We start from the raw sequence: 20520 nt of genomic DNA on the forward strand, positions 1-20520 counted from the left end.
TGTTCAACAAGATTAAAATGAGTTTGTCTCACCAGTGACCGATGCCGACAATGGCCGCCATCAACAGGACATTGGAGTTGTTTGTTATGGCACTGGCCCATTCCCTTGGATTTCCGCGCATCGGTCGCGACCGCGAACTGAAGAAAGCGCAAGAGGCGTTCTGGAAAGGAGAACTGAACGAGGCTGGCCTGCGTGACGTCGGTCGCGAGCTGCGCAAAGCTCATTGGGACTTGCAGAAAAACGCCGGTATCGAGCTGCTGCCTGTCGGCGATTTCGCCTGGTACGACCAGGTCCTGACCCACTCGCTGATGTTCGGCGTGATCCCGGAGCGCTTTCGTCCGCACGACGGCAAGGCCAGTCTGCAAACCTTGTTCGCCATGGCCCGTGGCGTCAGCGACAGTTGCTGCGGCGGTGCGCACGCTCAGGAAATGACCAAGTGGTTCGACACCAACTACCACTATCTCGTCCCGGAATTCAGCGCGGATCAACAGTTCCAACTGGGCTGGGAGCAGTTGTTCGAAGAAGTCGAAGAAGCCCGTGCGTTGGGCCACAACGTCAAACCAGTGATCATCGGCCCGCTGACGTACCTGTGGCTTGGCAAGGCCAAGGGCGCGGAATTCGACAAGCTGGACTTGCTCGATCGTTTGCTGCCGCTGTACGGCCAGATCTTCGCGCGTCTCGCCGCCCAAGGTGTGGAATGGGTGCAGATCGACGAGCCGATCCTGGTGCTCGACCTGCCGCAGGAATGGAAGAACGCTTTCGAGCGTGCCTACAACCAGATTCAGCGTGATCCGCTGAAAAAACTCCTCACGACTTACTTCGGTGGTCTGGAAGAAAACCTCGGTCTGGCTGCCAACTTGCCGGTTGATGGTCTGCACATTGATCTGGTCCGCGCACCGGAACAGTACCCGACCATTCTTGATCGTCTGCCGGCCTACAAGGTGTTGTCGCTGGGCGTGGTCAACGGGCGTAACGTCTGGCGTTGCGATCTGGAAAACGCCTTGGCGACGTTGCGCCATGCCCATGAACGTCTGGGTGAGCGTCTGTGGGTCGCGCCGTCCTGCTCGTTGCTGCACAGCCCGGTGGATCTGGGCCGTGAAGACAAACTCGATGCCGAACTGAAAAGCTGGCTGGCTTTCGCCGTCCAGAAGTGTGAAGAAGTGGCAATTCTGGCGCATGCCGTCAATGAGCCGGAAGCGCCGAAAGTGCTGCGAGCATTGACCGAAAGCCGTTCGGTGCAGGCCGCTCGTGCCGCTTCTCCGCGTATTCACAAACCTGCGGTGCAAGCCCGGATTGCCGCTATCACGGCCAAGGACAGCCAGAGGCAATCGCTGTTTGCCCAGCGTATCGCCAAGCAACGCGCTGGCCTGGATCTGCCGCTGTTCCCGACCACGACCATCGGTTCGTTCCCGCAAACTGCATCGATCCGCCTCGCTCGCCAGTCATTCAAACAAGGCAAGTTGACCGAAGCTGAATACACCGAAGCGATGCACAGCGAAATCCGCCACGCGGTGGAAATTCAGGAGCGTCTGGGCCTCGATGTGCTGGTGCACGGTGAAGCCGAGCGCAACGACATGGTCGAGTATTTCGCCGAACAACTGGACGGCTACGTATTCACCCGGTTTGGCTGGGTGCAGAGTTACGGTTCACGTTGTGTGAAACCGGCGGTGATCTTCGGCGACCTCAGTCGCCCGAAAGCCATGACGGTCGAGTGGATCCGCTACGCCCAAGGCCTCACCGACAAGGTCATGAAAGGCATGCTGACCGGGCCGGTGACCATGCTGATGTGGTCGTTCCCCCGTGAAGATGTCAGCCGTGAAGTGCAGGCCCGGCAACTGGCGCTGGCGATCCGCGATGAAGTGGTCGATCTGGAAGCCGCCGGTATCAAAATCGTGCAGATTGACGAAGCGGCGTTCCGTGAAGGTCTGCCGTTGCGTCAGGCGCAGTGGCAGCCTTATCTGGACTGGGCGACCGAGGTGTTCCGCCTGTGCGCCTCGGGTGTACGCGACGAAACGCAGATCCACACGCACATGTGCTACAGCGAGTTCAACGATGTGATCGAGTCCATCGCCGCCATGGACGCCGATGTGATCACCATCGAAACCTCGCGCTCGGACATGGAATTGCTGGACGCCTTCGAGGCCTTCGCTTATCCGAACGAAATCGGCCCGGGCGTTTACGACATTCACTCACCACGCATCCCGGATGCTTCGGAAATGGTCAATCTGCTGCGCAAGGCTGCCAAACGGATTCCCGCCGAGCGGCTGTGGGTCAACCCGGATTGCGGTTTGAAAACCCGGGGTTGGCCGGAGACCGAAGCGGCGCTGGTGCACATGGTCACCGCTGCCCGGCAACTGCGCAAAGAGCTGGCCTGACAACAAACCGGAGCATTGCTCCGGTTTTCTCACTCCAACGACAACACCTGTGGGAGCGAGCCTGCTCGCGAAAGCGTCCTGTCAGTCAACATCATTGTTGAATGATCTGCCGCCTTCGCGAGCAGGCTCGCTCCCACAGGGTTTCGTGTAAGTCAGGCGATTTTGGATGGCCTCACGGGGCCCGCAGTTGCTACTGTGCCCAGCCGCATCCCAGGTGTTTGCCGTTACATGAGTGATCAACCCGTTATCCAGGCCGTGTCCGACGCAGACATTCCCGAGGTGCTGGATTTTGTTCTAAGCGCCCGTGCCGAGCTTTTCCCCAAGCTCAGCGCGACGGGCATGCCCCACGATCTGTCGCGTTTTGCCGAGGTTTATCTGCGCGGGGCAGGGCGCTTTCTGATTGCTCGCCACGAAGGGCAGATCGTTGCCTCGATTGGTTATCTGCCTTACGACCGACGCTTCCCGCACTTGCCCTATCCGAACCTTAAAGTGGTGGAAATCGTCCGCCTGTTCGTCCTGCCATCGCAGCGACGTTCAGGGTTGGCCGGCGCACTGTATCGATCACTCAAGGATCTGGCGCTCGCCGACGCAGTCGAGGTGATCTACCTGCACACCCATCCATTCCTGCCGGGTGCCATCGCGTTCTGGCAGCGACAAGGTTTCGACATTATCGATGTCGACGCTGACCCGGTCTGGCAAACCACGCACATGCACAGCGTCATGAATGGAATCGAAGAATCTGCGCCCCATCAAACGGGTCCGTCAGGTAATGCGCCCTGACCCCGAATGTCTCTTGTAAACGCTGCGGTGTCAGCACCTCCAGCGGCGCGCCCAGCGCCACCAGCCGCCCGCGCTCCAGCACCGCCAGACGATCACATTTCAATGCCTGATTAAGATCATGCAGTGCGATCAGCGTGGTCACCGGCAACGCCTGCACCACGTTGAGAATGGTCAGTTGATGCTGAATGTCGAGGTGATTGGCCGGTTCGTCGAGCAACAGAATCTGCGGCCGCTGCGCCAATGCCCGGGCGATGTGTACGCGCTGCCGTTCACCGCCGGACAAGCTGCGCCACAGACGCGTGCGCAAGTGCATCGCGTCAACGTCGATGAGTGCCTGCTGGACGATGGCGTCGTCCGCGTTCGACCACGGTTGCAGCGCCGACAGCCAGGGCGTGCGCCCCAGCGCCACGGCATCAAACACGCGAATGCCGTCGTCGGTGTCAGCCTGCTGTTCAACCACCGCGAGTTTTTGCGCAATGCTGCGCCGGGCCATTTTGCCCAGGCGTTGACCGTCGAGCAGCACCTCGCCGGCACTCGGTTCGCGCAGGCCGGCCAGTAGTTTGAGCAGAGTGGATTTGCCCGAGCCATTCGGCCCGACAATGCCCAGAGTTTCTCCGCGCCGGACGTCGAGGCTGACACCGTTGAGCAACTCGGCGCCGCGTACGCGGAAGCTCAGGCCGGAACAACTCAAAACACCGCTCATCGTGCGGACCTGCGGCCAATCAGAATCAAGGCAAACACCGGCGCGCCGACCAGTGCGGTAATCACTCCGACCGGAATCACCTGGCCCTTGATCAGTGTGCGCGACAGCACATCGGCGGCTATCAGAAACACCGCGCCGCCCAACGCACTGGCCGGCAGCAACCGCGCATGACCCGTACCGAGCAACAGGCGCGCGGCGTGGGGAATCACCAGACCGACAAAACCGATCGAACCGACAATCGACACCATCACCGCCGTCACCAGCGCTGCGCAGCCAATCAACAGAATCTGCACACGCCGCACCGGAATGCCGAGCGATGCCGCCGAATCCGCGCCAAAGGTAAACGCATCCAGCGCCCGCCGATGCCACAGGCACACAACCAGCCCCAACACGGCCACCGGCACCGCCAGCCACACCGACGGCCAGCGCACCCCACCAAGATTGCCCAGCAGCCAGAACATGATCCCGCGGGCCTGTTCGGAGCTGGCCGAGCGAGTGATCAGAAACGCCGTTAGCGCGTTGAACAGCTGCGAGCCGGCGATCCCCGCAAGAATGATCTGCCCGGTGCCGCTGGCCGAGCCGCTGACCCGCGCCAGCACAATCACCAGCACGAACGCCGTGACCGCGCCGGCAAAGGCACCGACCGACAGCGAGATCAACCCGGCACCGACGCCAAGCAGCGCCACCATTACCGCCCCGGTCGAGGCGCCGGCAGAAATGCCCAGCAGATACGGATCGGCCAACGGGTTGCGCAGCAGCGACTGCAAAATCACTCCGCAGGTGGCTAACCCGGCACCGCATGCCGCCGCGACCAATGCGCGGGTCAGGCGGTAGTTCCAGACGATGCCTTCATCGATGGGGTCGAGCACGTGCCCGGCGCCCCATAATTTGTTGGCCAGTACTTGGCACACCACGCCCGGTTCAATCGAGGTTTCACCAATGGCCACGCCGGCGATCACTGCAATCAACAGGGTCGCCAGGGCCAGGAGCGTGCGGATCAGGCTGGCACTCATTGCGACAGGTCATAGCCGTTGATGGCCGTGGCCAATTGCTCGATGCCATCGAACATGCGCAGGCTCGCCTGCAGGGCCATGGCGTCGAGAATGATGATGCGGTTGTGTTTCACCGCGTCCATGTTGCGCGTGACAGGGTCGCTGCGCAGGAAGGCGAGTTTCTTTTCATAGTCGTCGGCGGGGAAGCGTCGACGATCCATGCGCGCGATGACCAGGAAGGTCGGATTGGCCTTGGCGATGGTTTCCCAACCGACCGTTGGCCACTCTTCATCGGACGCCACCACATTGCGCACGCCGAGGGTGCTGAGCATGAAGTCGGGAACGCCTTTGTGTCCGGCCACGAAGGGCTCGATGTCCATTTGTGCACTGGAGAACCAAACCAGCGCGCTGGCATCCTTGAGCTGTTTGCCTTGGGCGGTGGCGATCGATTTGGCGAGGCTGGCCTTGAGTTGATCATTGAGCTGCTGGCCACGCTCCTGAACGTCGAAGATTTGCGCCAGTTGGCTCACGCTCTTGTAAATCGTGTCGATGCGAAACGGAGCCAGCCGCGTACCATCGGCGCCGACCAGGTTGTCCTTGGCTTCGCAATCGGAGGGCAGCAGATACGTTGGAATCTTCAGCTCATGAAACTGCTCGCGAGTGCCCACCGCACCTTGCGGGCCGACCATCCATTCCAGCTCCACGGCGACCAGTTGCGGGCGCTTGCCGATCACCGATTCGAAACTCGGCTCGTTGTCGGCCAGGCGCTCGATCCGGTCGTTCTGCGCCTTGTACTTGTCCAGCACGTTGTTGAACCACAGCGAAGTGCCGACGACTTTGTCGCCCAGACCCATGGCGTAGAGCATTTCCGTGCCGGCCTGGCCGATGGTCACGGTGCGCGTCGGGGCCTGCGGGAAGGTCAGGGTGCTGCCGCAATTCTCGATCGTCAGCGGATAGACAGTCGGTGCCGCCTGCGCCAGGGCGCAAAGGCTCAGGCCGGTGATGAGGGTGGCAATGCGGGGCAGCAGCATGGGGCAGTCTCCGAGGGAACCGTACGGGGAGCGGGAGAGTACGGTCTGGAAACACACCATCGAACGCGGTCAGGGCAACCGCGCAAGGCCGGGCAGCAATCGAAGACGCGCACGGCACGATGTCCTTCCCGGACACCCCGCCGGTTAGTAGTCACTGTGCCGGCAGGTCTCCTGACTGATGCGTCATCACCTGGCTCCGGCCTTCCCGGGTTCACCCAGTGGCAGTCGTGGAGCAGGCTCGGCACCTACAGTTGCGGGGGCAGTTCCGATCAATGCTGTGCAAGCATCTCGGATTCCCTATTAGTCCCGTTCGGGAACCAGCGGCGGCATGGTAGTCGATCAAGCCGCTGAAGGGGAGACGAATCTGTCGCGGCGAGGATCAGTGCTGGCTCATCAAACCGTGCAACACGCCCAGACGCAGGCCCGGTTCCGACGGCAGCATTTGCGCGATGCCGAACACTTTGAACGCCGCCAGCATCAACACCAGACCGCCGGGCAAAATGCTCTGGCGGTGCGGTTGCAGGCCGGCGAGCTTGAGCTGTTGTACGTTGTTCACCTTCAACAGCAGCAGCGACAGGCGCAGCAGTCCGCCGTAGGTGATGCCGTCCTGACCGAAGTCGTTTAGGCAATTGGCTTTGAGCACTTTGGCAAGCATGCGCGCGGTGCCGGAAGAGCCAATGGTCTGCTGCCAGCCTTGCGCACGGTAGCGTCGGGCAACTTTTTCAAACTGCAGGATGGCGAAGCGTTCGGCCGCCTGTAGCGCGCCGGCAGACACATCGCCGCCGCGAAAGAACCGCGTGCTCAGGGTGCCGCTGCCGATGGCGATGCTTTCAGTGAGCAACGGTTGTGAACCCTGGCCGAGGATCAGTTCGGTCGAACCTCCGCCGATGTCGACCACCAGGCGCAGGTCCTCGGCGCAGGGCAAGGCATGGGTCACGCCGGCGTAGACCAGTCGCGCCTCTTCATGGCCGCAAATGACATCAATGGGAAACCCCAGATGCCGCTCGGCACTGGCGAGAAACAGTTGCGCGTTGTCCGCCTCGCGCACTGCACTGGTCGCCACCGCACGCACTCGGCCAGCCTCGAAGCCGCGCAGCTTCTTGCCGAACCGCGCCAACGCCTGCCAGCCGCGATCCAGGGCCAACGCATCCAGTGCGCCGCCGTCAAAGCCTTCGGCAAGGCGCACCGGCTCGCGCAGGGTTTTCACTTCCTGAATCATGAAGCCTTTTCGGCTGCGTACTGACTGGCCGATCATCAGGCGAAAGGCATTCGAACCCAGGTCGATGGCGGCAAACAGCGAGGCGTCGTCTTTCATGGGAATCCTTGCAGAGCATCCGCCCGAAGGCTCAAGACGGTTTGCGAGGATTCTGCCGTGATCTTGATGACATCCTGATGACGGGGCAGGGTCGGTTGAATGAATTTGCGGCTGTCATGACACTGTCATTATCCGGCGTCTATGCTGAGGCCAATACATCGCGTGTTCTTAAAGTTTTTGCTGCCAGATTTGGCAGCTTTTTTTTGCCTGAAATTTGAGCGAGGGCCTGCCCCGCCTGATCGTTCCCACGCGGAGCGTGGGAACGATCATCAGCAAGATCAAAAGATCGCAGCCTTCGGCAGCTCCTACAGGGGGCGTATTTGCAATTTTCAATAGAGGTTGGCTAATATACGATCCATATACACATCGTATCGGATCCATATATGGGCATCGTAAAGATTTCAGAGGACATGCACGAGAACCTGCGTATCTCCAGCAACGCCCTCAGCCGCTCGATCAACGCGCAGGCCGAGCACTGGATGCGCATCGGCATGCTCGCCGAACTGCACCCCAACCTCGACCACAGCGCCATTTGCCGCTTGCTGATCCGCGCCGAACAGAACGGCGGGCTGGATCTGCAACAACTGACTCAGGAAGCCGTCAGCGCATGAGAAACCAGATCAAGATCAACACCCCGGCCGAGATCGCGCAATCGCGCGCTGCCGGCAAACTCGCCGCTGAAGTGCTGGCCATGCTGGTGCCGCATGTGAAGGCGGGCGTCACCACCGATCAGCTCGATCAACTGTGCAACGACTACATCGTTAACGTACAGAAAGCCGTGCCGGCCAACGTCGGTTACCACGGCTTTCCGAAAACCGTCTGCGCCTCGGTCAACGATGTGGTCTGCCACGGGATTCCGTCGGGAACACCGTTGAAGGATGGCGACATCGTCAACCTTGACATCGCGGTGATCAAGGACGGCTGGTTTGGTGACACCAGTCGCATGTACGTGGTCGGCGAGGCCACACCTGAGGCGCAGCATCTGATCAAGACCACTTACGACGCCATGTGCGCGGGGATTCGTGTGGTGAAGCCGGGCGCCACGTTGGGCGATATCGGCCATGCGATCCAGAGCCTGGCGGAGAAAGAAGGCTTCAGCGTGGTGCGTGAGTACTGCGGGCACGGGATCGGCAAGGTTTATCACGATGAGCCGCAGATTCTGCATTACGGCTTTCCCGATCAGGGCATGAAGTTGAAGGCCGGGATGATTTTTACCGTTGAACCGATGCTCAACGCCGGCAAGCGTCACGTGAAGAACATGGCGGATGGCTGGACGGTGCTGACCAAGGACGGCTCATTGTCGGCGCAGTGGGAGCATATGGTGGCGGTGACCGAAACCGGCTTCGAAATCCTCACGGCGTGGCCGGATGAGATCGAAGGTTACCGCGCTATTGTCTGATACCGCGTCGACTGGTTCCCTCACCCTAGCCCTCTCCCAGAGGGAGAGGGGACTGACCGAGTTGCTTTGGCGTTATACATCGACTTGAAAGTCCTGAGTCGATCTCAGGTCCTGAAAAGCCCCCGATCTGCTCCCTTTCCCCCTCGCCCCCCTTTGGGGAGAGGGCTGGGGTGAGGGGGTAAATCTCACAGGCAACACGCTATCAGTGAGCGCCCGCCGCTTTGTTGAGGTCGCTTTCAGTCCATTCGGTATACACGCACGCATCAGCCGTAGCCCAGCGCACCTGCACTGGATCCCCGGCCTTGAGCGGCATGCCAGCGGCCGACAACGCCTTCACCGTCATCGACGTGCCGCCCGAAGTAACCACACTGCAAGTCTGGCTCTCACCGAGAAACAGCACTTCCACCACCTTCGCCGAAACCTCGTTCCAACCGGCCGCCAGCGGTTCGCTGCTAGCTTGCTCCACGCTCAACGCCAAGGCCTTTTCCGGCCGCACCATCAGCAACACATCCTGATCGGTATGCAACCCGGCCGTCAGCCGAATCGACAACGATTGCCCTTCAAAACTCGCCGCCGCATTGCTTTGTGCCTTGAGCTTGAGGAAGTTCGAGTTGCCCAGAAACGACGCGACAAAGGCATTCGGCGGATTCTGATACAGGTCATAACCACTGCCCAGACCAACAATCTTGCCGTGACTGAAAATCGCGATGCGTTGCGACAAACGCATGGCTTCTTCCTGATCGTGGGTCACGTAAACGATGGTGATACCCAAACGGCGATGCAGCTGGCGCAGTTCATCCTGCAAATCTTCCCGCAGCTTTTTATCCAGCGCACCGAGCGGTTCGTCCATCAACAGGATGCGCGGCTCGTAGACCAGCGCCCGGGCGATGGCGACGCGTTGTTGCTGGCCGCCAGACAGTTGCGAAGGACGGCGATGAGCGAACTGCTCAAGCTGCACCAGTTTCAGCATCGCATCGACGCGCTTGTCACGTTCAGCCGTAGCCAGTTTGCGAATCGCCAACGGAAACGCGATGTTGTCGCGCACCGACAGATGCGGGAACAGCGAGTAGCGCTGGAACACCATGCCGATGTCGCGCTTGTGCGGTGGCACATTCACTAGCGACTGACCGTTGACGAGGATCTCGCCGCTGCTCGGTGTTTCAAACCCGGCGAGCATCGACAGGGTCGTACTCTTGCCCGAGCCGCTGGAGCCGAGGAAGGTCAGGAACTCGCCGTCCTTGATGTCCAGCGAGATGTTGTCGACGGCGGCAAAGTCGCCGTAGTGCTTGTTCAGGTTGCGCAGGCTGACCAGGGGTTTGTCGTTCTGCTGGGAAGCGTCTTTGATCACGGCACTCATGTCGTACTCCTGGCGCTCAGGCGCTGATTTCGTTGCGCCGGCGCAATGCGGCGGCGATGACCATGACCAAAACCGACAAGCCGATCAGCAGCGTCGAAGCGACGGCGATCACTGGCGTCAGGTCTTGGCGCAGGGTGGTCCACATTTTCACGGGAAGGGTTTGCAGTGTGGGACTTGCCATCATCACGCTGAGCACCACTTCGTCCCACGACACGAGGAAGGCGAAGAGGGCGCCGGCGACCATGCCCGGACGGATCGCCGGGAACGTCACTTTGAACACCGCTTGCAGGCGTGAAGCACCGCAAATCACCGCCGCGTCTTCAATCGACTGATCGAACAGCTTCAGCGAGTTGATGATCGAGATAATCGTGAACGGCAGCGCGACGATCACATGGCTGACGACGAAGGCGAACATGGTCCCGGTGTAACCGAGCTTGAGAAACAGCGCATACACCGCCACGGCAATGATCACCAGCGGCACGATCATCGGCAGGGTGAACAGGCCGTAGAGCATTTCCCGACCGGGAAAGCGCCCGCGAACCAGCGCAAACGCCGTCGGCAAACCGAGGGCCACGGCGCAGATCGTGGTCAGCACGGCAACCTTGAGGCTAGCGGCTGCGGCGTTCATCCAGTCCGGGTTGGAGAAGAACTGGCCGTACCATTTCAGCGTCCAGCCCGGTGGCGGGAACACCAGCCACTGCGAGGAGCCGAACGACAGCAGGACGATGAAGACGATCGGCAACAGCAGGAACAGACCGATCAGCCCGGTGGTGGCGTAGAGGCCGAAGCGCATGCGCCGGCTCATCGCATTGGGGGTCAGGAGCATGTCGGCTTACCTCGCGTTGCTGGCGCCAACCGGGGATTCCGGCTGAAGCTTCAGGTAGAAGTAGAACAGCACCAAAGTGATCGCGATCAGCAACGCGGCGCCGGCACTGGCCAGGCCCCAGTTGAGGAACGATTGCACCTGCTGAATGATGAACTCCGGCAGCATCATGTTCTGCGCGCCGCCGAGCAGCGCCGGGGTCACGTAGTAACCGAGCGACATGACGAACACCATCAAGCCACCGGAGGCCAGACCCGGCCGGCACAGCGGCAGGAACACCCGGAAGAAGTTGGTCCACGGGCTGGCGCCGCAAATCGAGCCGGCCTGCAGAATCATCGGATCGATGGCCTGCATGGTCGCCTGCAACGGCAGCACGATGAACGGGATCATGATGTAGCTCATGCCGATCACCACACCGGTGAGGTTATGCACCATTTCCAGCGGCTGATCGATGATGCCCAGCGCCATCAGGGCCTTGTTGATCACCCCGGAGGCTTGCAGCAGCACCAGCCACGAATAGGTGCGGGCGAGCAGGCTGGTCCACATCGACAGCAGCACGATGTTGAGGATCCAGCGCCCCCAGCCGCGCGGCACCAGCGTGATCGCCCACGCCAGCGGAAAGCCCAGCAGCAGGCTGAACAGCGTCACCAGCCCGGCCACCGAGAAGGTGTTGAGCAGCACCCGCGCATAGGCCGAGTTGGCGAACAGTTGTTCGTAGTTGCCGAGGCCCGGAGTTGGTTCGAGTACGCCGCGCAACAGCAGGCCAATCAACGGCGCGAGAAAGAACAGGCCGATGAACAGCAGCGCCGGTGCGAGGTTGCCGGCGCCGCGCCAGCGTTGTCTGAGGGACGGGGCTTGCTGCATCGCAACCGCCTGTTTTCCGTGGGCCTTACCGGCAGCGCTGGTCGCGCTCCCGGTGGCAGTGGAGGGACGGGACGCGGTGGCCGCCATTTTCATTTGACCAGCCATTCGTTCCACCGTGTCGCGATGGCCTGGCCGTTTTTGGCCCAGTACGCGAAATCAAGAGTGATCTGATCCTTAGCGTAGGCAGTCGGCAGGTTGGGGGCCAGCGTCGAATCCAGACGCTCCACACTGTCGAGGTTGACCGGGGCGTAGGCGGTCAGGTTGGAGAAGTCGGCCTGGCCCTTGGCGCTGCTGGCGGCGGCCAGAAACTTCATCGCCGCGTCCTTGTTTTTCGAGCCTTTTGGAATCACCAGAATGTCGGCCATGACCAGGTTTTGTTTCCAGCTCACACCGACCGGTGCGCCGTCTTCTTGCAGGGCGTGGATGCGACCGTTCCAGAACTGGCCCATGCTCGCTTCACCGGACGCCAGCAGTTGCTGCGACTGCGCGCCGCCGCCCCACCAGACGATGTCTTTCTTGATGGTGTCGAGTTTCTTGAAGGCGCGGTCGAGATCGAGCGGGTAGAGCTTGTCGGCGGCTACGCCATCGGCCAGCAGTGCCAGTTCAAGCACGCCGGGGCTTGGCCATTTATAGAGGGCGCGTTTGCCGGGGTAGGTTTTGGTGTCGAACAGGGCGCTCCAGTCCTGCGGCTTGTTGGCGCCGAGTTTGCCCTCGTTGTAGCCGAGGACGAAGGAGAAGAAGAACGAACCGACGCCGTGATCGCTGACGAAACGCGGGTCGATCTTGTCGCGCTGAATGACTTTGAAATCGAGGGGTTCGAGCAGGCCTTCAGCGGCGGCGCGCAGGGCGAAATCGGCTTCGACATCGACCACGTCCCACTGCACGTTGCCGCTCTCGACCATGGCTTTGAGTTTGCCGTAGTCGGTCGGGCCGTCCTGCACGACGGTGATGCCGCTGGCCTTGCTGAACGGATCGGCCCAGGCCTGTTTCTGCGCATCCTGGGTGCTTCCGCCCCAGCTGACGAAGTTCACGCTTTCGGCAGCCATGGCAGCCTGACCGGTAACGCTGAGCAGTCCCGCGAAAAAGATCGCGGTTGCAGCTTTGTTCAACACCATTTTTACGCCCTCATTGTTGTGTTTTTGAGCGGGCTTGCGTTGTTGCCCGCCTGTCGGGAGCAGTAGACGGACGTCCGTTGGAGTGTCCGGTCTATGGAATATCATATTATGGTATTCCAAACTTTGTGCAAGCACTTTGCCTTACCGGTTATCTGGCGGTGGGTGATTTTTTCACTCGAGAGATGTGTAGAAACTCTAGATCCAGCCCCTCACCCCAGCCCTCTCCCAATGGGAGAGGGGGAAAGGGAGCCGATTTTCATGCTGTTCAAAACCGAGTCCGACCCGGAATTGGAAAGGGAGCCGATCCTCATGTTGTTCAAAATCGAGCTCGACTTGGTATTGGAAAGGGACCTGATATTCGTGCTGTTCAAAACCTGAGTTCGCACCGGTATTTCAGGTCGATGTATAGCGACTAAACACCTCGGTCGGCTCCCTCTCCCTCCGGGAGAGGGCTGGGGTGAGGGCAGCTTCACTCGGTGAACGGAATACTCTCGACCACCTCCAGGTCATACCCGGTCAGACCAGCGTATTTCAGGGGAGGGCCCAGATGCCGCAGCTTGCCCACCCCCAAGTTTTGCAGAATCTGCGCCCCAGTCCCCACCTCCGAATAAATCCGCGATTGCGAACGGCTGAACTGCCGTGGCGGTTGAGTCAATTGCGGCACACGCTCCAGCAGCGCCTGCGACGATTCATGATTGGCCAACACCACGACAACCCCATGGCCCTCAGCTGCGACCCGTTGCAACGCCGCCCACAACGTCCAGTTCGTCGGCCCGCTGTACTCGGCACCGACCAGGTCGCGCAGCGGATCGATTACATGCACGCGCACCAGCGTCGGCTCTTCACGGCGCAAATCGCCCATGACCATCGCCATGTGCACGCCGCCCTCGATGCGATCCTCAAAGGTGATCAAGCGGAACGTGCCATGCACCGTCGGCAGCTCCCGTTCGCCGATGCGTTCAATGGTGTGCTCGGTGCTCAGGCGATAGTGGATCAGGTCGGCGATGGTGCCGATCTTGATCCCGTGCTTGCGCGCAAACACTTCCAGATCCGGACGACGGGCCATGGTGCCGTCGTCGTTCATCACCTCGACGATCACCGAGGCCGGGGTGAAACCGGCCAGCCGCGCCAGATCGCAACCGGCTTCGGTGTGGCCGGCGCGGGTCAGCACGCCACCTTCCTTGGCGCGTAGCGGGAAGATATGGCCCGGCTGCACCAGATCTTCCGCACGCGCATTCGGCGCGACGGCAGCGGCCACGGTGCAGGCGCGATCTGCTGCCGAGATACCGGTGGTCACGCCAACCGCCGCTTCAATCGACACGGTGAACGCCGTGCTGAACACGCTGCCATTGGCCGGGACCATTTGCTCCAGGCCCAGACGCTGGCAATGTTCGTCAGTCAGGGTCAGGCAGATCAGCCCGCGCGCTTCACGGGCCATGAAACTGATCGCTTCCGGCGTGCAACGGTCGGCGGCCAGCAGCAGGTCGCCTTCGTTTTCGCGGTCTTCGTCATCGACCAGCAGGACCATTTTGCCGAGACGATAATCTTCGATGATTTCTTCGATGCTGTTGAAGGCCATGCTGGACTCTCAGGGTTCGTTGGAAATATATTGGTATACCATAATACAAAATCAACAAAGAGGTCACTATGAAGGCGTACTGGATTGCTCATGTGGATATAGCCGATGCCGATCACTACAGCCAATACACCCAGCGCGCGCCGGCAGCGTTCGCAGAATTCGGTGCGAAGTTTCTGGCCAGAGGCGGGCGCAGCGAGGCGATGGAAGGGCGCAAGACGCCGCAACGCAGCGTGGTGATCGAGTTCGAGAGCTATGAGAAGGCTGTGGCGTGCTACCACTCGGCGGCGTATCAGGAGGCGAAGAGTTATCGCGAGGAATGGGCGAGGGCGCAAATCATCATCGTTGAAGGCATCGCCCCAATCTAAGCGACACCACTACACCCCTGTAGGAGCTGCCGAAGGCTGCGATCTTTTGATCTTGTTTCCAAAAACAAAGTCAAAAGATCGCAGCCTTCGGCAGCTCCTACAGTGATTGGTTAATGCTGGAAATCAGCGGATGAAGTGAATCTTGCCGCTGTCATCATTGCCCATGTAAATCCCATACACCCCAGCCTGACGCTCCTCGATATAACGCTCGAGAATCTGCCGTATCGCCGGGTAATAGATCTGCTCCCACGGGATGTCTTCCGGCGCGAAGAACTTGTAATCCAGGGTTTCCGGGCCGTACTGCCCGGTGATCTCCAGCGCAATGGCGCGGAAGATGATGTACACCTCGCTGATCTTCGGCACGCTGAAAATCGAGTACGGCGAGACGATTTCCGCGCGCACGCCGCTTTCTTCCCAGACTTCGCGGATGGCCGCTTGTTCGGTGGTCTCGCCGCTTTCCATGAACCCTGCGGGCAGCGTCCAGGTGCCCGGGCGCGGGGGAATCGCCCGTTGGCACAGCAGGTATTTGCCGTCCTGCTCGATGATGCAGCCGGCAATGATCTTCGGATTGACGTAGTGGATGTAGCCGCAGCCGCGGCACATCAGGCGCTCGTGCGTATCGCCCGGCGGCACCTGCTGACCGAGGTCAGGGCCACCGCATTTCGGGCAATAGCTCGGGCTGAACATATCAGTGACCTATACGGGGTTCTTTCAGCGCGATGGGCAGGGTGATGTTCGGCGTGGCGCCGGTCTCTTCCTGTTTGCGCTTGAGGTAGTCGAGCGCCACCGCAGCAGCGGCGCGAACGTGATCGACGCAGGCCTGATGCGCTGCCAGCGGATCGCCGCTTTTGATCGCCTCGACCATTTTTTCCATTTCGTGGTTACTCGCGCCGCGACGGTTTTCCTGGGACACCGAAGTCGCGCGCAGGTAGCTGATGCGCGCCTGCAACTGACGCAGCTGAGTCGCCGCGACATGGTTGCCCGAGCCTTCGAGCAGCACGTCGTAGAAGCCCTGCACCGAGTCGATTACCTGTTGCAGTTCGCCGTCCTTGAGTGCCTTGCGGTTGTCGTCGAGGGCTTTTTCCAGGGCTTTGATGTCTTTGGCTTTGGCGCGCAGGGTGAACAGCTGGACGATCAGGCCTTCGAGTACACAGCGCAGCTCATAGATGTCGACCGCATCGGCGAGGGTGATGATCGCCACGCGTGGCCCTTTGGCGTCGGCGAACTCCACCAGACCTTCGGATTCGAGATGGCGCAAGGCTTCGCGCACCGAGGTACGGCTGACGCCGAGGCGATCACACAGATCGCGTTCGACCAGACGATCCCCTGGCATGAGCTGGAAATTCATGATCGCGCTACGCAGTTTGTCCAGCACGATTTCGCGCAGGGTAACGGGGTTGCGATTGACCTTGAAGCTGTCATCGAGTGGCTGGCGTTTCATGGGGTCCGCTCTTTAAGTTGGCTGTCCATGCCAGACGGGCATCTAAACAGCCGAGGGGTTGACTGGGGCCTCGGCGTCGGCTTCGGCAAAGGCTTCACGGGCCAGCCGGAAACTGTCCACGGCCGCCGGAACGCCGCAATAAATGCCGACCTGAAGCAGAATTTCGCGTATTTGCTCACGACTAAGGCCGTTACGCAAGGCGCCACGCACATGCAGCTTGAGTTCATGCGGACGGTTGAGCGCCGAGATCATCGCCAGGTTGATCATGCTGCGCTCCTTGAGCGACAAACCCTCACGCCCCCAGACATGGCCCCAGCAGTATTCGGTGACCATTTCCTGGAGTGGGCGGGTGAAGTCGTCGGCGTTCTCTATCGAACGTTGCACGTAGGCTTCGCCGAGCACTTGAGTGCGGATCTTCAGGCCTTTTTCGTACTTTTCGTTACTCATATTCTTGCCTCACCTCAGTCCCTGTGGGAGCTGGCTTGCCAGCGATGACGGACTATCAGCCAACATCAATGTTGAATGTTAAGCCCTCATCGCTGGCAAGCCAGCTCCCACAGGGTTTTGCATTGTTGTCTCAGGCCAGGGTCGGCAGCGGCCCGAGCTTGCCTTTGTGGTAGATCATCGGTGTCACCGGTTGCGCGGGCAGGATCAGGTTCTTCACCGCGCCGACGATGATCGCGTGATCGCCACCATCGTATTCACGCCACAACTCGCACTCGATGATCGCCGTCGCTTTGGCCAGAATCGGGTTACCGAGATCGCTCAAATGCCACTCGATGTTCTTGGCCTTGTCTTTGCCTTTACCGGCGAAGGCGTAGGCCTCGGCGGTCTGGTCGGCGGACAGCAAATGGATCGCGAACTTCTTGCTGTCACGCAGCACCGGGTAGGTGTCGGAAGCATAGTTGGGGCAGAACAGCACCAGCGCCGGATCAATCGACAACGCGCTGAACGCGCTGGCGGTAATGCCGACGATGCCGCCATCCGGGTCGAGGGTGGTGACCACCGTGACGCCGGACGGGAACGAGCTCATGACGTCTTTGTAAATGCCGGGTTCGATCATTTCGCAGGACTCCTAGCGCATCACAAACGGATCAGGCATTGGTGCCTGAGAAAGGTTGATCCACACCGTTTTCAGTTCGGTGTAGGCCAGCACCGAATCGATGCCGCTTTCGCGTCCATAGCCACTGTTCTTGAAGCCGCCGATCGGCGCCATGGCCGACACCGCGCGGTAAGTGTTGACCCAGATAATCCCCGAGCGCACATCACGCGCCAGTCGATGGGCGCGGCCGAGATCGCGGGTCCAGATGCCGGCGGCGAGGCCGAACTGCGAGTCGTTGGCGATCGCCAGTGCTTCGGCTTCATCTTTGAAGCGAATCACCGAAGCCACTGGGCCGAACACTTCTTCCTGCATGATCTTCATCGAATTGCGGTCGCATTCGAACAGCGTCGGCTCATAGAACCAGCCTTCGCCGAGATCGGTCGGGCGCTTGCCGCCGGTACGCAAGCGCGCGCCCTCGGCGATGGCATCGGCGACCAGACCTTCGACCACCGCCAGTTGCTGCGCGGTGGCCATCGGGCCCATTTCGCTGTGGTCTTCCTGCGGGTTGCCGATGCGAATGCGCTGGGCGCGTTCGACCAGTCGGCTGACGAATTCGTCGTAGATCTCGTCCTGCACCAACAGGCGCGAACCGGACACGCAACTCTGCCCCGATGCGGCGTAGATCCCGGCAATCGCGCCGTTGATCGCGCTGTCCAGATCGGCGTCGGCGAAGATGATGTTCGGCGATTTGCCGCCCAGTTCCAGCGACAGTTTGGCGAAGTTCTCGGCGCTGCTGCGCACCACATGCCGGGCTGTCGCCGCGCCGCCGGTGAAGGCGATTTTGCGGATCAGCGGATGGCGGGTGAGGGCGGCGCCAGTGCTCGGGCCGTAACCGGTGACAACGTTGACCACGCCCGGCGGAATACCCGCTTCCAGGGCCAGACGCGCCAGCTCAAGAATGGTCGCTGAAGCGTGCTCGGATGGCTTGATCACAATCGTGTTGCCGGCGGCGAGGGCCGGGGCGAGTTTGATTGCGGTCAGGTACAGCGGGCTGTTCCACGGAATGATCGCCGCGACTACGCCCATGGCTTCGTGAACCGTGTAGGCGAACAGGTCGGGCTTATCCAGCGGCAGGGTGCCGCCTTCAAGCTTGTCGGCCAGGCCGGCGGTGTAATGGAAAAACTCCGGCAGATAGCTGACCTGGCCACGGGTTTCGCGGATTAGTTTGCCGTTGTCGCGGCTTTCCAGCTGCGCCAGTTGTTCCTTGTTCTCCGCGATCAGATCACCGAGACGGCGCAGCAGTTTGCCGCGTGCGGTGGCAGTCAGCCCACGCCATGCCGGGCTGTCGAAAGCAGTCTGTGCCGCTTGCACGGCGCGTTCGACGTCCGCCTCATCAGCGTCGGGCAGTTCGGCCCAGGCTTGCGCGGAGGCAGGGTTAAGGCTTTCGAAAGTCTTGCCGGAAAGGGCGTCGACCCATTCTCCGCCGATGCACATCTGGAAGCGTGCGAGTGTCATGCAACGATCCCCTTTATATGGTTTTGTCGGGAGTGTGCGAATTCGAGAAATTCCAGCAGCGTCTGATTGACCAGACGCGGTGACTCTACCGGCATCATATGCCGTTGCTCGGCCAGCACGGCAACCTTCGCGCCGGGGATGCGCCGGGCCAGTTGCTCGGCCATTTCCGGGGTCGAACCTGGATCGAGTTCGCCGGTGGCGATCAGCGTCGGCGCCTGAATGCTGCCCAGGTCGTCGGCGCGGTACATGTCTTGGGTGGCGAACAGTTCGTAAGTAGTCAGATAGCCTTGCGGATCATTATTAGCGAGAGTCTGGCGCAGCGCGGCGATCTGCGCCGGGTTGGCCGCCTGATACTCGCGGCTGAACCAGCGTGACAACGCGGCTTCGGCGTTGGCGTCCGGGCCATGTTCGGCGGCCTGCGCAGTGCGGGCAATGACACCAGCACGTTGTTCTTCGCTGCGGTTGAACACGCTGTTCAACACCACCAGGCTTTGCAGGCGCTCCGGGTAATGCAGGGCAAACGCTCGCGCGACCAGACCGCCCATGGAAAAACCGATCACCGCTGCCTGTGGCAGATTCAGATGATCGAGCAGCTCCAGCAACTGATCGGCGTAACCGAGCAGGGCGGTGCCGCTGGCCGGTCGCGGGCTGGCGCCATGGCCGAGCATGTCGTAGGCGATCACCCGGTACTGGCTGGACAGGCCGACAATCTGCCCGCCCCACATTTCTTTGTTCAGGCCCACGCCGTGGATCAAAACCACGGGCTGGCCTTGGCCGGTCGCCAGGTAACTGGTGCCCGCCGGGGTGAGTTCAGCGGTGAGCCGAATCATGGAGCGCTCCTGCAATGCCTTTTTATTGTGATTACTGGGCTTTTTCGGCGGCCAGTTCTTCCAGATCGATGTAGCGGTTGCCGATGCGCGGGTGCAGGCGACCACCGTCGGCGCAACCCAGCACGACAACGATTTCGTCGGCACGCGGCGCGTCTTCGATCTGCATTTCCAGGGTGATGTAGTGCGAACGCTGACCTTCATCGTCCTTGTGCATCATCGGGATCTGGATCGAAGTGCCCGGGCCGCCGCGCTTGTTGGTGAAACTCAGGTAGCTCTTGGCGTTGACCGCTTCGCGGTAGTGATTGCCAAAGCGCAGGGTGTGGATCACGGCGGAGGCGTGTTCGATCTCGCCGTCAGCGCCAACCACGGCGGCTTTGCCGTAGGCCTCGATTTTTTCCGCACCGCCGATGATGCCCACCAGACGCTCGACCATCAGCGCGCCAAGGTCGGAGCAGTTGGCGCGGATCTGTGGCTTGAGGTCTTCAACGAAACCATTGCCCACCCAAGGGTTCTTCATCACCACAGCCAGGCCGACCATGGTCACTGGCTTGTCAGTGGCCTTGCCGCCTTCGATGAAGGTTTCTTCGACATAGCTGACGATCTTGCGAATTTCGAAACTCATGAGCTGCTCCGTTGGGGGATTGAGAGTGTCTGTGCGTCTGATGGTATACCATAATACCGATCGTGCAAGTCCCCCGCGCAAGATTTGCCGCATCCATCCGGCGAATGGCGCTGCATTCACTGACAACCACAAATCCCAAGACCACCCCTAACCCCTGTGGGAGCGAGCAGGCTCGCTCCCACAAGGGAATTCATCTGTTATAGAGAGCGGCTTTCGGTTAACAAAAGATAACGTGGCGCCGATTGTCAGACGTTTCGAAAGCCCGATAGGATGAGCCAGCTTCCGAAGTGGCTCTGGATTGCGGGTTTCAGGACTATGCTTCTGACCAGCCATCAGCGGAGCACACTTGCGGCGCCCTTGAAGGCCAGATGG

The 20520-nt window shown here is 60.7% G+C and carries 22 protein-coding genes and 1 riboswitch; of the genes, 6 read left to right on the forward strand and 16 right to left on the reverse strand.

Annotated features, from left to right (window positions below; all coding sequences use genetic code 11):
- The first annotated feature begins 86 nt into the window (after positions 1-86).
- On the forward strand, positions 87-2375 hold the full coding sequence (gene metE / locus QZR14_RS24420) for a 5-methyltetrahydropteroyltriglutamate--homocysteine S-methyltransferase (RefSeq protein WP_311997955.1): 2289 nt from the start codon (positions 87-89) through the stop codon (positions 2373-2375).
- A 228-nt stretch (positions 2376-2603) separates the two neighbouring features.
- Positions 2604-3155 carry a GNAT family N-acetyltransferase gene (locus QZR14_RS24430; protein WP_311997956.1) on the forward strand — a complete coding sequence of 184 codons (552 nt, stop codon included), beginning with the start codon at positions 2604-2606 and terminating at the stop codon, positions 3153-3155.
- Here the strand turns inward: QZR14_RS24430 and QZR14_RS24435 are convergent.
- The 4 genes from QZR14_RS24435 to QZR14_RS24450 all read right to left on the reverse strand — a co-directional run bounded on the left by QZR14_RS24435 (position 3094) and on the right by QZR14_RS24450 (position 7196).
- Positions 3094-3858, reverse strand: a complete 765-nt coding sequence (locus QZR14_RS24435) for an ABC transporter ATP-binding protein (RefSeq protein WP_250605436.1) — start codon at positions 3856-3858, stop codon at positions 3094-3096. The two genes, QZR14_RS24430 and QZR14_RS24435, sit on opposite strands and share 62 nt — an antisense overlap.
- Positions 3855-4859, reverse strand: coding sequence for a FecCD family ABC transporter permease (locus QZR14_RS24440; protein ID WP_311997995.1), 1005 nt, complete (start codon positions 4857-4859; stop codon positions 3855-3857). The genes QZR14_RS24435 and QZR14_RS24440 overlap by 4 nt, the downstream gene beginning before the upstream one ends.
- A gap of 8 nt (positions 4860-4867) precedes the next feature.
- Complete coding sequence (locus tag QZR14_RS24445) at positions 4868-5881, reverse strand: ABC transporter substrate-binding protein (RefSeq protein ID WP_311997957.1); 1014 nt, start codon at positions 5879-5881, stop codon at positions 4868-4870.
- Positions 5882-6025: 144 nt separating this feature from the next.
- Positions 6026-6218, reverse strand: a riboswitch (cobalamin riboswitch).
- A 42-nt stretch (positions 6219-6260) separates the two neighbouring features.
- Positions 6261-7196: a Ppx/GppA family phosphatase gene (locus tag QZR14_RS24450; RefSeq protein ID WP_311997958.1), complete on the reverse strand. Its 936-nt coding sequence runs from the start codon at positions 7194-7196 to the stop codon at positions 6261-6263.
- Between the two features lie 8 nt (positions 7197-7204).
- On the opposite strand from QZR14_RS24450, the gene QZR14_RS24455 reads away from it, so the two are divergent.
- From QZR14_RS24455 to map, 3 genes are all read left to right on the forward strand, one after another.
- Positions 7205-7414, forward strand: coding sequence for a hypothetical protein (locus QZR14_RS24455; protein WP_311997959.1), 210 nt, complete (start codon positions 7205-7207; stop codon positions 7412-7414).
- A gap of 165 nt (positions 7415-7579) precedes the next feature.
- Entirely contained in the window at positions 7580-7807 is a 228-nt protein-coding gene (locus QZR14_RS24460) for a ParD-like family protein (RefSeq protein WP_007918027.1), read from the forward strand.
- The gene (gene map / locus QZR14_RS24465) at positions 7804-8595 is read left to right on the forward strand and encodes a type I methionyl aminopeptidase (protein ID WP_311997960.1); all 792 of its coding nucleotides are present in this window, start codon (positions 7804-7806) and stop codon (positions 8593-8595) included. Before QZR14_RS24460 ends, map begins: the two co-directional genes overlap by 4 nt.
- A gap of 202 nt (positions 8596-8797) precedes the next feature.
- Here the strand turns inward: map and QZR14_RS24470 are convergent, their stop codons facing one another.
- The 5 genes from QZR14_RS24470 to ribBA form a co-directional block, all read right to left on the reverse strand.
- On the reverse strand, positions 8798-9952 hold the full coding sequence (locus tag QZR14_RS24470; protein WP_250605431.1) for an ABC transporter ATP-binding protein: 1155 nt from the start codon (positions 9950-9952) through the stop codon (positions 8798-8800).
- 16 nt (positions 9953-9968) lie between these two features.
- On the reverse strand, positions 9969-10778 hold the full coding sequence (locus QZR14_RS24475) for an ABC transporter permease (protein WP_007918021.1): 810 nt from the start codon (positions 10776-10778) through the stop codon (positions 9969-9971).
- A gap of 6 nt (positions 10779-10784) precedes the next feature.
- Entirely contained in the window at positions 10785-11732 is a 948-nt protein-coding gene (locus tag QZR14_RS24480; RefSeq protein WP_311997996.1) for an ABC transporter permease, read from the reverse strand.
- Positions 11729-12754 carry an ABC transporter substrate-binding protein gene (locus QZR14_RS24485; protein ID WP_007918009.1) on the reverse strand — a complete coding sequence of 342 codons (1026 nt, stop codon included), beginning with the start codon at positions 12752-12754 and terminating at the stop codon, positions 11729-11731. The genes QZR14_RS24480 and QZR14_RS24485 overlap by 4 nt, the downstream gene beginning before the upstream one ends.
- A gap of 469 nt (positions 12755-13223) precedes the next feature.
- The gene (gene ribBA, locus QZR14_RS24490) at positions 13224-14333 is read right to left on the reverse strand and encodes a bifunctional 3,4-dihydroxy-2-butanone-4-phosphate synthase/GTP cyclohydrolase II (RefSeq protein ID WP_095050094.1); all 1110 of its coding nucleotides are present in this window, start codon (positions 14331-14333) and stop codon (positions 13224-13226) included.
- Between the two features lie 68 nt (positions 14334-14401).
- On the opposite strand from ribBA, the gene QZR14_RS24495 reads away from it, so the two are divergent.
- The gene (locus QZR14_RS24495) at positions 14402-14698 is read left to right on the forward strand and encodes a DUF1330 domain-containing protein (protein ID WP_311997961.1); all 297 of its coding nucleotides are present in this window, start codon (positions 14402-14404) and stop codon (positions 14696-14698) included.
- Between the two features lie 123 nt (positions 14699-14821).
- On the opposite strand, the gene QZR14_RS24500 is transcribed toward QZR14_RS24495, so the two are convergent.
- The 7 genes from QZR14_RS24500 to QZR14_RS24530 all read right to left on the reverse strand — a co-directional run bounded on the left by QZR14_RS24500 (position 14822) and on the right by QZR14_RS24530 (position 20148).
- Complete coding sequence (locus QZR14_RS24500) at positions 14822-15385, reverse strand: NUDIX hydrolase (RefSeq protein ID WP_095050096.1); 564 nt, start codon at positions 15383-15385, stop codon at positions 14822-14824.
- A gap of 1 nt (position 15386) precedes the next feature.
- Positions 15387-16139, reverse strand: a complete 753-nt coding sequence (locus tag QZR14_RS24505; protein WP_116256671.1) for a GntR family transcriptional regulator — start codon at positions 16137-16139, stop codon at positions 15387-15389.
- 42 nt (positions 16140-16181) lie between these two features.
- Entirely contained in the window at positions 16182-16586 is a 405-nt protein-coding gene (locus QZR14_RS24510) for a carboxymuconolactone decarboxylase family protein (RefSeq protein ID WP_008088075.1), read from the reverse strand.
- A 130-nt stretch (positions 16587-16716) separates the two neighbouring features.
- On the reverse strand, positions 16717-17202 hold the full coding sequence (locus QZR14_RS24515; RefSeq protein WP_250605425.1) for a flavin reductase family protein: 486 nt from the start codon (positions 17200-17202) through the stop codon (positions 16717-16719).
- Between the two features lie 12 nt (positions 17203-17214).
- Positions 17215-18696 (reverse strand): aldehyde dehydrogenase, encoded by a 1482-nt coding sequence (locus QZR14_RS24520; RefSeq protein WP_311997962.1) that lies wholly within the window; start codon positions 18694-18696, stop codon positions 17215-17217.
- Positions 18693-19526 (reverse strand): alpha/beta fold hydrolase, encoded by an 834-nt coding sequence (locus QZR14_RS24525; RefSeq protein WP_311997963.1) that lies wholly within the window; start codon positions 19524-19526, stop codon positions 18693-18695. Before QZR14_RS24525 ends, QZR14_RS24520 begins: the two co-directional genes overlap by 4 nt.
- Positions 19527-19557: 31 nt before the next feature.
- Complete coding sequence (locus QZR14_RS24530; RefSeq protein WP_007917992.1) at positions 19558-20148, reverse strand: amino acid synthesis family protein; 591 nt, start codon at positions 20146-20148, stop codon at positions 19558-19560.
- Positions 20149-20520 lie beyond the last annotated feature (372 nt).

It is taken from the genome of Pseudomonas sp. rhizo66 (genome assembly GCF_031931925.1).
Classification (GTDB): domain Bacteria; phylum Pseudomonadota; class Gammaproteobacteria; order Pseudomonadales; family Pseudomonadaceae; genus Aquipseudomonas.

Excerpts from the sequence above, each read along its gene's own strand:
- metE (WP_311997955.1), top strand. The coding sequence starts at position 87 with ATGGCACTGGCCCATTCCCTTGGATTTCCGCGCATCGGTCGCGACCGC.
- QZR14_RS24430 (WP_311997956.1), top strand. The coding sequence starts at position 2,604 with ATGAGTGATCAACCCGTTATCCAGGCCGTGTCCGACGCAGACATTCCC.
- QZR14_RS24435 (WP_250605436.1), bottom strand. The coding sequence starts at position 3,858 with ATGAGCGGTGTTTTGAGTTGTTCCGGCCTGAGCTTCCGCGTACGCGGC.
- QZR14_RS24445 (WP_311997957.1), bottom strand. The coding sequence starts at position 5,881 with ATGCTGCTGCCCCGCATTGCCACCCTCATCACCGGCCTGAGCCTTTGC.
- QZR14_RS24450 (WP_311997958.1), bottom strand. The coding sequence starts at position 7,196 with ATGAAAGACGACGCCTCGCTGTTTGCCGCCATCGACCTGGGTTCGAAT.
- QZR14_RS24460 (WP_007918027.1), top strand. The coding sequence starts at position 7,580 with ATGGGCATCGTAAAGATTTCAGAGGACATGCACGAGAACCTGCGTATC.
- map (WP_311997960.1), top strand. The coding sequence starts at position 7,804 with ATGAGAAACCAGATCAAGATCAACACCCCGGCCGAGATCGCGCAATCG.
- QZR14_RS24470 (WP_250605431.1), bottom strand. The coding sequence starts at position 9,952 with ATGAGTGCCGTGATCAAAGACGCTTCCCAGCAGAACGACAAACCCCTG.
- QZR14_RS24475 (WP_007918021.1), bottom strand. The coding sequence starts at position 10,778 with ATGCTCCTGACCCCCAATGCGATGAGCCGGCGCATGCGCTTCGGCCTC.
- QZR14_RS24480 (WP_311997996.1), bottom strand. The coding sequence starts at position 11,732 with ATGAAAATGGCGGCCACCGCGTCCCGTCCCTCCACTGCCACCGGGAGC.
- QZR14_RS24485 (WP_007918009.1), bottom strand. The coding sequence starts at position 12,754 with ATGGTGTTGAACAAAGCTGCAACCGCGATCTTTTTCGCGGGACTGCTC.
- ribBA (WP_095050094.1), bottom strand. The coding sequence starts at position 14,333 with ATGGCCTTCAACAGCATCGAAGAAATCATCGAAGATTATCGTCTCGGC.
- QZR14_RS24495 (WP_311997961.1), top strand. The coding sequence starts at position 14,402 with ATGAAGGCGTACTGGATTGCTCATGTGGATATAGCCGATGCCGATCAC.
- QZR14_RS24500 (WP_095050096.1), bottom strand. The coding sequence starts at position 15,385 with ATGTTCAGCCCGAGCTATTGCCCGAAATGCGGTGGCCCTGACCTCGGT.
- QZR14_RS24505 (WP_116256671.1), bottom strand. The coding sequence starts at position 16,139 with ATGAAACGCCAGCCACTCGATGACAGCTTCAAGGTCAATCGCAACCCC.
- QZR14_RS24510 (WP_008088075.1), bottom strand. The coding sequence starts at position 16,586 with ATGAGTAACGAAAAGTACGAAAAAGGCCTGAAGATCCGCACTCAAGTG.
- QZR14_RS24515 (WP_250605425.1), bottom strand. The coding sequence starts at position 17,202 with ATGATCGAACCCGGCATTTACAAAGACGTCATGAGCTCGTTCCCGTCC.
- QZR14_RS24520 (WP_311997962.1), bottom strand. The coding sequence starts at position 18,696 with ATGACACTCGCACGCTTCCAGATGTGCATCGGCGGAGAATGGGTCGAC.
- QZR14_RS24525 (WP_311997963.1), bottom strand. The coding sequence starts at position 19,526 with ATGATTCGGCTCACCGCTGAACTCACCCCGGCGGGCACCAGTTACCTG.
- QZR14_RS24530 (WP_007917992.1), bottom strand. The coding sequence starts at position 20,148 with ATGAGTTTCGAAATTCGCAAGATCGTCAGCTATGTCGAAGAAACCTTC.